The organism is Flavobacteriales bacterium (assembly GCA_016779995.1).
In the GTDB taxonomy this organism is placed as follows: Bacteria; Bacteroidota; Bacteroidia; order Flavobacteriales; family UBA7312; genus UBA8444.
This window is the reverse complement of record JADHMO010000009.1, coordinates 53,383-66,873: the sequence shown is the minus strand read 5'-3', so window position 1 is coordinate 66,873 and position 13,491 is coordinate 53,383. Positions and strand designations below refer to the sequence as shown.

The 13,491-nt window shown below is 33.6% G+C and carries 9 protein-coding genes and 1 tRNA gene; 2 read left to right on the top strand and 8 right to left on the bottom strand.

The features are described 5' to 3' along the window. Nucleotides 1-2,567, top strand: a 2,567-nt coding sequence (locus ISP71_06740; protein ID MBL6663782.1) for a hypothetical protein, incomplete at its 5' end; no start/stop codon positions are given. A gap of 313 nt (nucleotides 2,568-2,880) precedes the next feature. On the opposite strand, the gene ISP71_06735 is transcribed toward ISP71_06740, so the two are convergent. Next, the gene (locus ISP71_06735) at nucleotides 2,881-3,804 is read right to left on the bottom strand and encodes a DUF3078 domain-containing protein (protein ID MBL6663781.1); all 924 of its coding nucleotides are present in this window, start codon (nucleotides 3,802-3,804) and stop codon (nucleotides 2,881-2,883) included. Nucleotides 3,805-3,831: 27 nt separating this feature from the next. After that, nucleotides 3,832-4,212 carry a hypothetical protein gene (locus ISP71_06730; GenBank protein MBL6663780.1) on the bottom strand — a complete coding sequence of 127 codons (381 nt, stop codon included), beginning with the start codon at nucleotides 4,210-4,212 and terminating at the stop codon, nucleotides 3,832-3,834. A gap of 108 nt (nucleotides 4,213-4,320) precedes the next feature. On the opposite strand from ISP71_06730, the gene ISP71_06725 reads away from it, so the two are divergent. Further along, a tRNA-Val gene (locus ISP71_06725) sits at nucleotides 4,321-4,398 on the top strand. Nucleotides 4,399-4,431: 33 nt separating this feature from the next. Here the strand turns inward: ISP71_06725 and ISP71_06720 are convergent. The 6 genes from ISP71_06720 to ISP71_06695 all read right to left on the bottom strand — a co-directional run bounded on the left by ISP71_06720 (nucleotide 4,432) and on the right by ISP71_06695 (nucleotide 13,394). After that, nucleotides 4,432-5,070 (bottom strand): hypothetical protein, encoded by a 639-nt coding sequence (locus tag ISP71_06720; GenBank protein MBL6663779.1) that lies wholly within the window; start codon nucleotides 5,068-5,070, stop codon nucleotides 4,432-4,434. 189 nt (nucleotides 5,071-5,259) lie between these two features. Further along, nucleotides 5,260-9,177, bottom strand: coding sequence for a T9SS type A sorting domain-containing protein (locus tag ISP71_06715; GenBank protein MBL6663778.1), 3,918 nt, complete (start codon nucleotides 9,175-9,177; stop codon nucleotides 5,260-5,262). 28 nt (nucleotides 9,178-9,205) lie between these two features. Further along, nucleotides 9,206-9,745 (bottom strand): histidine phosphatase family protein, encoded by a 540-nt coding sequence (locus ISP71_06710; GenBank protein MBL6663777.1) that lies wholly within the window; start codon nucleotides 9,743-9,745, stop codon nucleotides 9,206-9,208. A 152-nt stretch (nucleotides 9,746-9,897) separates the two neighbouring features. Further along, nucleotides 9,898-11,316: a hypothetical protein gene (locus tag ISP71_06705; GenBank protein MBL6663776.1), complete on the bottom strand. Its 1,419-nt coding sequence runs from the start codon at nucleotides 11,314-11,316 to the stop codon at nucleotides 9,898-9,900. A gap of 3 nt (nucleotides 11,317-11,319) precedes the next feature. Further along, nucleotides 11,320-11,889, bottom strand: a complete 570-nt coding sequence (locus tag ISP71_06700; protein MBL6663775.1) for a hypothetical protein — start codon at nucleotides 11,887-11,889, stop codon at nucleotides 11,320-11,322. Beyond that, nucleotides 11,889-13,394, bottom strand: coding sequence for a hypothetical protein (locus tag ISP71_06695; protein ID MBL6663774.1), 1,506 nt, complete (start codon nucleotides 13,392-13,394; stop codon nucleotides 11,889-11,891). The genes ISP71_06700 and ISP71_06695 overlap by 1 nt, the downstream gene beginning before the upstream one ends. Nucleotides 13,395-13,491: the final 97 nt, after the last annotated feature.

Here is a 13,491-nt window from a genome sequence, read left to right as displayed (position 1 = left end):
CAGATGCTGACGGTGATGCTTGGAACGTAACTGGCGAAGATATTTCTTCAGCTATTGGTCGTTCGGGTAATGTTGGTATTGGCACGGCTTCACCTACATCAAAGTTTCAGATAAATTCTGCTGCTACTGCAGTTCCTGCATCTGGTTTAGTTAGGTTGGGTAATGCGGATTATTCTAATGAGACGAATAATGTGATATTATCCATGGCGCCTGGTGTTATGCGTATGGATGCGCCTGGAGTAGTTGGTGGTCGCTTTATAGTTGGTTCTGATGGTAAGGTTGGTATTGGTACTGGTTCCCCTGGGGCTAAATTACACGTTGTTGGTAATGCTAAGATTACTAGCATGTCAGCTGGAACATCTTCTGATAGCGTTGTGGTTGCAGGTACAGATGGTCTATTAAAGAAATTACCACAGTCATCATTTGCTGATGGTGATGCTTGGAATGTTGATGGTGAGGATGTAACATCTGTTATTGGCAGGACTGGTAATGTTGGTATCGGCACGACTACACCGACATCTAAGTTACAGATAAATGCTGCTGCTACTGCAATTCCTGCGACTGGTTTAGTTAGGTTGGGTAATGCGGATTATTCTAGTGAAACGAATAATGTTATATTATCTATGGCACCTGGAGTTATGCGTATGGATGCACCTGGAGTAGTTGGTGGTCGATTTACAGTTAATTCTAATGGTAATGTGGGTATTGGTACAGGAGCTCCTAATACGAGATTACACGTTATTGGTAATGCTAAGATAACTTCTATGACTTCTGGTAGTGTTGCTGCTGATGATGTAGTTATGGTGGGTAGTGATGGATTGTTAAAGAAGATAGATGCGAGTGTATTGGGTAGTGACGATCAGAATCTGACACATATGGAAACACAATTAACCGGAGTACCTGGTTCTACAGAACACCAAATTGGTATAGAAGGTGGTAATGAAATTACATTTTATGAAACCGATAATCAGAACATTACTGGTTCATCTTTTAATACAACAACTAATGTATTGACTATTGGTATAGAAGATGGTACTTCTCAGGGGATAAATTTGAGTCACTTAGATAATAGCGGTACAGATGATCAGAAGCTTACAAATTTAAGTTTGAGTGCTGCAGGAGTAATGAGCTTTAGTTTAGAGGGCGATGGTAATCATACAATTGATTTAAGTTCGTTAGCTGGCTTGGCAGGTGGTGATAATCTAGGAAATCATAATGCCACAACAACTTTAAATATGTCAACTCATGAAATTCAAGGAGCAGGTAATCACACTAAAATTAATGGGCTTGAAGTTGGTCTAATGCAAACAGGTTGGTTTGGTATTGCTGAACAAAGTAACGCTAACTCTAGTAGCTATGCTTTAATGCAAAATTCATTAGGTAGAACATTGTTGAATTCTAAAGGTGGTCAGGACTTAGGCTTTAGAATAAATAGTGTTGAAAAAATGACTTTAAAGAGTGATGGTAAAGTAGGAATTGGTACGACTACACCGGCGTCTAAGTTACAGATAAATGCTGCTGCTAATGCAATTCCTGCCTCTGGTTTAGTTAGGTTGGGTAATGCGGATTATTCTAATGAGACGAATAATGTTATATTATCTATGGCGCCTGGAGTTATGCGTATGGATGCGCCTGGAGTAGTAGGTGGTCGATTTATAGTTAATTCTGACGGTAATGTAGGTATCGGTACAGGGTCGCCTGAACGTCGTTTTCATGTTAAAAATAATTTGAGTAATTGGCAAAGTCGTTTTGAAAATGGTTCTTCAAACGTTTATTTAGCACATGGAAGTGGTTATGGTATTTTGGTCAATACAGGTGCAACTAATACTAATACCAATTATGGTTTGCAAGTACGTAATGCAAACAGAGTAAATTTTGAAGTTAAAAATAATGGTAATGTGTTAATTCCTGTAACAACAGCTGGTTCTTCTGCAGATAATGTGTTAGTAGTGGACGGTGCTGGTATAGTAAAAAAAGTGCCACAGTCTTCAATCGGAGGAGTCGGTACAGATGATCAGGGTGTAGATTTATTTGACGTAAGTGGAGGCAATTTACGTATATCTTTAGAGTCAAATACTGGTGTGAATACTATTCCTATTGCTTCATTCCATGATGGTACAGGTACTGATGATCAAAAAATTCAGTCGTTTACGTTCAACTCTTCAAACAATCAATTGTCTTTAGAAATTGAAGGTTCAGCAAATCAAAATGCGGTAGTGGTAGATTTATCACCATTAGCAAATTCTGGAGGTTCTTCACCTATCAAAGCTTATGGTAAAGTAACTGCAACTGGAACGGGTCAAGGTACATCTAACGCTTCCGTTTCTTCTATAGGAACAGGTGAGTATCAGGTGACATTTACTGCTGCCATGTCTTCTACAAATTACGTTATTCAGTTAACTCAAAGAAGTGGTAATGCATCAGGTTCTAATGGTAATGATGCACCAAGTATTACCTACTACGACCAACAAGCTAATGGTTTTAAAGTACGTATTACAGACTCAGATAATGGGGTAACAGATGGCCGTAAAGTAAACGGAGAATTCACTTTTGTGGTGATAGAATAAGTTTAGGAATTCATCTTACAATTAGAAAAGGACAAGTTAATACTTGTCCTTTTCTATTATATACCCCTTTATGACTCTGCCATCTTTCCTTAACGATAACTATCGGAACAAGAGGGGAGTAATTAGTAAGTGATATATGTATTAAAGAAATACTCTTGATGGCTTTGCCATCTTCGTCTCCTGACACCTATCGGTAATTAAGGAGAGTGTTGTAAGTCTTAGCTAGAAAGATGAGTTTACTCCCCTCTTGTTCCGATAGTTATCGAGAGGGGATAGATAAACGCAGTGTATCTAGGGAGTGTAAAAACCTTACTTATAAAGTATATGTAAGCCCTAAACCAAACACTTCTTTGAATTGAACTTTTGGCTCCATAGTATCAATAATACCGTCATTGTTAGAGTCTGTAGCAATATCAATGTCTTTATCGTAAATCAGTTGAGTAGATAAAGTGGCTGAAATGAATTTATTTACTTTTAAGGATAATAAACACTCCCAATTGACATCGATATCTTGAGGCTTATCTAAATAGTTAGAGAATAGCTCTAATTTAGTATTGAGGTTTATGTTTTCTACTACTTCGGTGTCGAAATATATTCTGATGTAGCCACCAAATTCGGTACGCGTATTTTCTCCTTCTCTAAGAATATTACCTGCAGTATCTACATCTGCGGCTTCTACCCCAAAAGCACCTAAATTGGCTAAGTCTTGATTGCCCACAATAGTTGCTTTTAGAGTAACAGGAGCGATGTAACAACTGAACTTATCATTGGCTTTGTATTCAAAACCAAAAGACTCTAAAAAGTAAGCTGGAGAGAATAAGCCTGAAATTTTAACACTATCGTTAGGGTAGTTGTAACCATCTGTCAATTGAGTTTTAAAATTTAGCAAAGCAGCATAATACCATTTGCCTTTAGCTTCATAGTTGTATTTGGAAGTAAAATCGATTCTATCATCCGTTTTTATCCAACTACTTTGACCTTGTTTGATAGTTCCATAACCTATTTCTAAAAAATTCTCCCATCTTCCTTTGCCTTTGGATTTGTGAGCATGCATACTCATCAGCCCATTTAAGGTAAGAGAATTTTGACCTCCAGCAGACCAATTGCTTAGTGCCACTTGAGAAAAATTTAATCGAGATGTACCACCTAGCTCCCAATCTGATTTGGTGGTTTTATTTTCTTGACCTTTCAATGCTATGCTACTGAGGCTTAATAATAAAAAAGCGATTTTTTTCATGCTTGTTTTTGATATTTAAAAATTAGTTTAATTTTCAGTCTTATAGGCAATAGCATACGAAAATACGCTATAGATGAATACCATAAATAATATATAGTGAGGTATTCTTATTGCAGAAGAAAAAATAGTGACGAATAAAGTAACGGTCATAATAGCAAAAATTAATCCACTAGCTTTAAGCATTCTTCTTGCGCTTTTTTCTTCAAGTGTGCTGGCATTGAATAACAGTATGGATATATTTATTCCACAAATAGCGCAAATATTAATCAAGTAGCGAATTTCTTTATTGTCATTATAATCTACTTCTGAAAGCACCTCCATTATATAAAAATCATTGAAGATGAAAACGGAACAGCAAATAATAAAAGAAGGAATTGAAACAATTCTAAGTGCAAGACTAGCTTTCATGCTTTAAGTTTTAAATTAATGCTAATTTAATATAAATAATTAAAATGTAAGTGTTTTACTTGCTTTGGTATTGTGATAATTTTATACTTATTTTTGCATTCTATTTTTGGGCAATTAGCTCAGTTGGTTTAGAGCACTACCTTGACAGGGTAGGGGTCACTGGTTCGAATCCAGTATTGCCCACCAAAAAGAAACCCACTCAATTGAGTGGGTTTTTAATTATTCAAGAATTATTTTCTTCTCCACTGTTCCATCATCATAAATATAATAAAGCGGTTGATTTTTAATCTCTTTAGACTCTCTACCTAATACATCAACTATTTTAACTAATCGTTTATGATGTAAAACAAAATTATCAATAGCTGTTGAAGTATTTAAATCAATACCTGTATTATTATTAATAAACGTCCAAGAACCATAAGGTGTTCCATTAGGAAATGTATCTATATACCAAAATAATTGATCTTCAAAAAGACAGTTAATTGAATTGCCATTAGGCGGCAAACCTTCAGAAATATACCAATTATCCAAATTAGCCGAATCATTTACTAAAGTTACTGTAACATTTATTGTATCAGTTAATGACCAATTATGACCAAAAGCTATTGTTTGTTGATCAACTATAGTGTCTTGATGTAATATGTTTCCTTGTTGGTCTGAAAACTCCCAAGTAAAGGTATTTTCTGGTCTTGGATGAGTCATATATTGACCTGAATGGTAAATACTGATAAAGGTTTCTTGAGAACCAACATTTATAGACATGCCCAACATATCACAAGGAACAGCTGTTATTACTTGTGCATTTGTGGTTTGAGATAGACCTAAAGATATAAAAAAGGTTAGTAAAAATTGTTTCATAATTATTTTTTAAATTTTCATTGTAACAATACTGCGTAACTTAAATCACAAAAACAAATTCCAATAGTTTAATTCTTATAAGTTCAGTGAACCATTTTATTAAGGTCAAGCTCTAAAATTGAACACTTAAGCCCACCAAAGCGGAGATTCATCTCATTTTGAGATAGTTTTCTGCTTTTTAAGAAGATTTTAGAGTTTAACAACTTTGAAATAATTGTTAAATGTTTTGTTATGGCATTTAACGTAATATATTCCTGATTCTAATCCATTTAAAGAGATCATTGTTTTAGTCTTGTTATTGTCTAATGATGTAGCAACACTAACTAATCTTCCGGCATTGTCAAATACTTCAATAATGATTTCTTCCGACCAATTAGAATTTGAAGTAAGCTCTATGTATATTTGATCTTTGGTAGGATTAGGATAAATAATGATATCATCTGTATCACTACTATTTTCTTTTATTCCAGTTCCTCCTTCAACTTCAACAGGAACATTGACTTCATATTCGCAAATGCCAGAAGCATCTTGAACTACTACATTATAATTACCTACTGCCAAGTTATAGAACTCGTTGTCTTCTTGGAAATTTTGTCCATTATCAACACTGTACAAATATGGGCTTAATCCAGAAGTTGGAGTAATAATTATAGAACCATTTGCAATCGTAGCAGAAGTAACATTTGTAGCTGAAATATCAACTGCGGTTAAGATACATTCATCAACAATTACCGTTTCTTCATAGTTGCATAATCCACTTTCATCTTGAACAAAAACATTGTATTCGCCTGGTGTTAGTCCTGAAAATGTATTTTCTGTTGAAAAATTTAAGCCACCATCTATGCTATAATTGTACTGTTCTGATGATGAGGTCCAAATTGAAATTATCCCATCATTGTTTGTAGAATGAGTCACGACTACATCTGCATTTATTGCACAAGCAGATCCGTCAGGACAGACTATTTCAATAGCTTGACTACCAAAGTTACCGTCATTGTAAACAATGGTTTGTCCTAAAGAATTAACAACCGAAAAATCACCATCACCTAAAATTCCATCTCCATAAGAATCGTAAACGAATAATGAGTAGCAAGAGGTATAGTCTAAACAAATTTCTTCTTCTATATCATTAACTCCATTACCAAGTTCTCCACTAGCAATAGTGTTATCGTTGAAGTCAATAATTGCCCAAGATATCTCATACGGGTATGAATCACCGTTAATTATCAAAGTAACATAATCATAGGTTGATTGTACATCTAAAATGGAAACAGCATAATCGTTGGATGCATCCTGATCTATTTGACCATTTATGGAGATAAAGCTTACTTCGACTTCGTTGTCATTAGCTTGAAAGTTAGCATCAACAATGACAGATATTTTCTCCTCTGTTAGTGATGAAATTTCAACTTGCTCATTGAAATATCCTGCGCTTTCATCATTAATAATAATTTCAAATTGAACACTATTTATGGTACTTTCTCCATTATTAGTTACGATAATTGTTGCTTCAACATCGTTGTTGCAATTTTGATTAAGAGTACCAAGAACTACTCCTGCATCTAGTTGATGAATCTTATTGAGCGTATACCTTAAGGTGTCATTATTTCCATATTCATCATCAGTATCGCTTACAATTCCTGTAAGATAATATTCTCCAACTTCTAAGAAATCTTGTAGAGTTTCGAATTGAAATTCTGCATTAGAAAATGGCTCAATAGTTTCAGAGATTGTTAAAGTTTCAATTTCTTGATTATCTACTAATAATGTTAAGGTAAAATCGCTCATAGGGTTTAGTCCAGTATTAGAAACTACTGCACTTATAATTTCATTACTACCTAAGTCGGAAGACGATGTTGGACTTGTAAACTCTGTGAATTCTAAATCATTGTCTGCTTTAATATCTGCCCAAAATGACACCCATGGTCTAGCTTGTTTAATGACTAGTTGATCATCAGCTGTTACCTTGTATTCTATGTCCATACCAAAGCCTTCAATACCCACCACATCGTACAAAATAGCAAATTCATCATGGATAACAGATAAGTAATCCCTCATTTGATCGAGATAGCTTTGGTCCATCACTAGTTGTCCTTGATCAACAAGGTTAGACAGTTGTAGTACCAAATAGCCAGCTGCTTCTTCAGGATCTTCATATAGTAATATTTCCTCTGGTAAAGAATTTGGATCTGGGTTTGTAATCAATGACTCTCCAAGTTGTGTGTTTAAATAGAAGGTGTTCTCTGTTTCGTAAATAGGGTCTATACTAATTCCAACACCATTTGATTTTTCTTCTTCAAAATTGGGGTGACACAGTACTCCCATAGCTGCCATAAAATGGTCTACTCGATAGAAGTCACGTTCTTCATAAGCTCTAAAGTTCCACATACTAGCATAGACTTGTTTGATAGATTTCGAAATATGCCCTTCATCTAGGTGTTGAGTTTTTGAAGTATATAAACCAGCACCACTAAACCCTGGTAAATCTTCATTGTTAGTACTGGATCTACATCTTACTTTAGTTCCTGCGGGGAAGTCATCGTGCATAGCTTGAAGCTGATCCATCATCCATTGTGGCATTGGCGCATCTTTTATGTCGTCACGGAACATTTTTAAACGATCTATACGGAAATTGATATCGTTTTGAAATGCAGGATTATCTATCATGACTTGAGCTTCCAGATAGAAGTTGTTGTATTGCATGAATTCATCATAAAAGTAAAATGGAATACCAAAACCATCGGGGATGGTTCCTTCGGGCAATCCAAACGATCGCATTGTAGCTACATTTGAGCATTTTGCACCAAAGGCGGTTGACATATCAAATTCTATGTCATCTAGAGGCATTATTTCTGTTATACTAAGGTCCCGCGCAGGTATTTGAGGCTCAGTAGGTCTTAAGGCATCGTACCAATTATTAACCTCCTCAAGTGTGGCTTCTCTAAATTGGAAGGTTTCATTTTCAGCCTTATAATAGACATAGTTGTTCAATAAGTTAGCAATGGAGTCAATAGATAATGGGTCTTGAATGTAGGCGTTAGGAACATTATCTTGTATGGCTCTTAAGTTGACATGCGATAGTGGTGTTTGTATGACTGAAGTAATAATGCCACCAACTCTTGGTAAAGAATTGGGTAGAGCATCGTAAAGTACGATATCTCTTGAGCCAGGAGTTTCGTCAAGACTCATTTGTTTGAAGTAACCATAGCCTTCTGCTTCATGAAAGGGAATATAATTGATGTTTCCAAAAACATCATATTCTAGTACTACATTAATTCTTGAATCTTCATATTCATCAGCATAATTTGTTAAATAATAGTTTTCGTTGTTTTCACTAATAAAGTGATTCATATTGTTCTGAAGAAATGGCATATTGGCCACTAACAATTCGTATGTCCTTTGAGCATCTTCAAACTCATAGGTATTGCCGAATGAGAAGTTAAAAGAATATGTACCATTGACTCCACTGTTTGGATTAAATACAATTTCTCCTGAACCATCATCTCCAGTTACTGAAGCACCTATACCAGCAAAAAATGCCCCATGAATAGTATAGGTGTTGCTATTGATGAAATATACCTTTGGTTCTGGACTGTCTCTATCCAATATTCCAAATTTTACATAAAGTTGTCCGTCAAGAAAAGGAGCCCATCCTACATTATTTACAGTTGCTAATTGCATGAAAGTTTCAGCATCAGGAATAGAAGTTGCACCATCTTCAAAATCAATGGCTTGAGCAAAATTTATGGGTGCATCCGTAGGCATATTATTTAACTCTGTCATATCATCGATGCCATCTCCATCTATATCACCAGGGTTAGCAATATCATATTCGGTAATGGTATAATTTTCAAGAGGATAGGAGCCGCCTTGATCAGAGATAATCATAGTTCCGTTTACGCCAATATTCACTGAGGTAGCCCATTCAAATGTAGGACTATGCTGAGAAGTTAGGACATAATATTTACCTTCCTGAGCCTCTATTGAAAGAAGAGCTTGACCACTGTTATTTACAGAGTAGTTTGTAATTGGCACAACCACTTGAGCCCAAGAAAAACTAAATAGAAAAAGCAGTATAAATTGAGTTAGTATAAATTGTCTTGTCATAGTAGGTTAGTTAAATTGTAAATTGGTTTTATTCAATGCATTCAAAAGATGAGTTAAATAAATTAAGTTTCCGTGACTCGCCACAAATTACAACCTGATAAATTCGATTATAAATATCTAAATCAATATCACCAATATTTTGATTGGTGAGTAGTCCTGCTAAAACACCTGTTGAGTAAGTATGTCCTACAACTAGGGCATCTTGTTTATTTGTCAAAAGATGGTTAGAAAATGAATTTAGATTTTGAGTGTCATATAATGTGATATCAATATCTTTTGCAGTAGCAGTTGGCAAAGCTGTATTTCTTGTTCTAGTGTAGTCAGTGCAGTAAACGGCATCTAGGTGAATGTCATTCAAAAAATTACTTAGATCTTGTGATCTTTGTTCACCGCATGCTGAAAGTGGTAAGTCTGATGTATTATTAGAGGTATAATCCTTTTCAGAATGTCTGACTAGATAGATTGTAAAAACATCATCAGTTTGTGCAAACACATTAGACTTGTATGTTTGAAACAAAATACAAACTAAAAAAACACTATTTAATGATATTTTAAATTGTTTGAACATCTTGTGTTTAAGATTCGACAATTTACGGTTAATATTTGATAATTAACAATCTTAAAACAAGTTCTAAAAAACTCAATAGAAATTTACTTATTACTTCAATCAAAATTTATAACATTGATTTATTAAAGGTTGAAAATAGTAGACAAATTCTTTTATATTTTGCTGACCCACTCAGAATAGTCTATGATATCTTCTTCATGACTATTTTCAAAAAAACTAATTAGAGTTTTTTTATCTAAATTCTGGCCTTCTGCAAGTTGTTGAATACAAGCTAAAGCTTTATTGTCCCTAGATAATTTTTTATTTGAAATAAGGGATTCATAATTAGATTTTAAATTCTCAATTTTCTCCAGTATAAGTTCATATTGATCCAATTTTAATCTCATAATTAATTCAACAATTAAGATTTTAAATTGAAAAACCACATCTAATGAAAGAAAGTCTTCTTGTTGGATAAGCCTAGAAATATTTGTTTTTGCAGAATTATATTTTTCTTGGTAATAATAAATTAAGCTAGTGTTTAAGTAAATAAAAGAAGTGTAGCCTGGAAGTTTTTTTATGGTTTCATTATTCTTGGCTAGTTGTAAAGTCTCTAGAGCTTTTTCTTTATCTTCTTTAGCATAATTTAGCACTAGAGCATTGTAGTAATAGAAGATATACTTATCATATAAAAAGCTTTCGTATTCTTTCATCGCATGGTGTAATTGTTCAGCGACTTCCAATGATTTTTTAAATTGATTTGTTTTATGCAAACAGTTTGCTAAATAAGTAAGTAGAGTTAGTTTATCATTATGATTATGTCTGCCAAATAAATCATTTTTGGTGAAGTCATCGTATGATTCCGATAAGTATAACTCTAAGGTGTTGTAATCTTTTTTTTGTAGCAATAAGCGACTATACATTTTAAATAGTCTAAGCTTAAATCTTGGTGAATTTAAAACCTTTTTATTTTCAGCATTCTTTTGGTAATGAGCGTTTAAAAGTTGAGTTAGAGCCGAATCAGATTTAGAAAAATTTTGTTTGGTTTTTATGTCATACATCAACTTAGCTAGATGCGTGTCTATATCTTCTATTTCGGCTCTTGCTTTAGAGTTTTCTTTTTTTAATTTAAAGTATTTATCCAAATCGATGGATATAAGCTCGTGAGATAGTTCAATGATTTCAGAGTAAACAATGGCTAATATTTCAAAGAGTTCTAGCTTAATAGCTTCTTTTTCAGCAATCTTTAAGTAATGATATGCTAAATCTAGTTCGCCTTTATTTTTATAAACTCTTGAAAGTAAAATGAAACTAAAAGATTTGGATTGCTGATCTTTTGAGATGTGTTGCCACACCATAGAATTATTCAGGTCGTTGTAAATTCTATTTTTTAATTGGTAAAAATTATTTGATGTAACATTTAAGCTGTTAATCGCTTTTTTAGAATAATCTTGGTTTAAATTTTTTTTAATTAAATCAAAAAGTTTGAGGTCTTTTCTTTCTTTAGATTGATTTGTTCTTCCAACAAACAGCTTATAAAAGCGTATTTCTTCTTTAGAAAGGGACTGTATAACTGTATCTAGTATTTTCATGAATTACCTTAGACTTTTGATGTGTTTCTTTCCCTTTTTGATATATATAGTTCCTCTAGGAATAGCATGTATAGAGTCATATTCTCTTCCTAATAAGTCCACTGCTTTTGCATTGTTTTCTTTTGAAATAAAGTAATCTTTTATGTTGCTAGTGGTTTCCTTAATAAAAACAGGTGTAATGCTTGTGTCGGTTGTAAGTGGTGCGACTGATGAGGGCCAAATAACGACTAAATTATCACCTGATTGTTGATACATGTCTTGAGGCTCTATTAACTCAATGCTGAAAGATAAACTTTCTCCTACATCTATTCCTTGGTATTGATTAATTCCAAGTATGATATGTTCTTCAATAAAGCTGGTGTCGTTTGGTAAGGCAAAACTTAAATTAATTTTTACAATTTCATTGAATGTAACAGTATCATTGTTAGTAAGTTCAAAGTCGATATAAAAAGGAACATTGGCATCTAGTGTGTCAGAGTGAATTACACTATGAACACTTAGGTTGACCTGTGAATAGACCTTTTGGGCGAATAAAAGTCCTAGTATAATGTAGAGTATAAATTGTCTATTCATTATTTTATAAAATAAGTTTTGTTAACGCTCCCATCTTCATAAATGTAGAAAAGTAAGTTGTTCTTTTCTTCTTTAACTTCTCTTCCAAAAACGTCAGTTATTTTCACTAACTTCTTGTTTTGCAATTCATTATGGTATGAGTCAATAGAAGTTGGTAGTTGGTTCATTTGAATGCTCAAAGGTTGCCACATGTAGTTGTTTGGATTCCAATTTATTAGAAATGGGTATTGACAGAGAATCGTTGAATTTTCACCATTTTCATCATATAAAATTTCTAACATGAAATAATAATCATCTTCACTATTTGGTGCGTAAAATGTAATAATTGATGAGGATTCTGATACTAAATCGTTACCCCATGATTGCCAGTTAAAAGAAATTTCATCTAATAGATTGTTTGAGTTTAAATAGTCTAGAAAAAATAAGTTTGTTGAAAGTATTACCCACTCTTCAGTTGAAACTTCAGATATTACTTCTAAGGTGTCACAAATTGTGTACAAATAATCCGTTACATCATAGATATCATTTGTATCCATAGACCAATTTTCTCCAGACCAATATATGGTTTCACATACATCGCAGTTTTCATCATATTCATCAACAATTGAAATACATACATTTAAGGAGTCATAAAACATGTTTTGGTCTAGAACGATAGATGAGCTAGAGGAAATAATGTTGTTGAAAAAATCATAGACTATCCAGTAATATCCTAATACGCCTTCTGTATCATCTGCATTGGAGTTCATAACAATTTGATAATCATTAGAAGAAGAAATATTGAGTTCTATATCTTCACAATCTAAATCAATTGCTTGATTTTCAGTATTTATGCTTATCCATTCATAAATAGGTCCATTATAAAAAAGTGTATCACATACTTCGCAAACATCACCATTGGCAGCAGTCAATCCAAAGCAAACATCAATTGAATCAGTGAGTGAAATGTTATTGCCTAAGTAGGTGTTCAAATCTTCTTCAGAAGACCATACAATAAAATCACCATCGGTGCTGTATGCTGACCACGAGTAAGTAAATGGCCCCAAACTCTGATCCATGCAAAACTCAGCGTTAGAAGTCATATTAATAGTTGATTCCGATGATGACGTTACCATAATTTCTAGATTTTCACAATTCATTTCAGTATCTGAAATTATTGACCATACATTGCCGTCCCAGTATTGAGTAATGCAACATTCCAATGTGTCCACATTATAGAATGAGTCTGTTAAAGTATAAGATATGCATGTCGTGATTGAATCTTCATTATACTCGTTGTATACAATATGTGTACAAGGGCCACCAAAACAACTGTCTTCCCAAGTGTCTAATAGGGTAGTGGTGTAAGCATATAATGGTGCCATGTTAGGCAATCCATTTCCTGTTGTTGGAATAGCTACTTCAAACACATAATAGTTGCCTGTTGTGTAGGTTTGTTCGCATAATGTTTGAGCTTGTGAGTTTAAGCTGATTAAAGTGACCAATAGAAATAATAATTGCTTCATAATAAACCTGTTTAGTAAAAGTTAACTAATACAAATGTAAAACAGATATGCCTACTACGGAAGCAATCTACTTCAAATATTAGATATTCAACGTCTA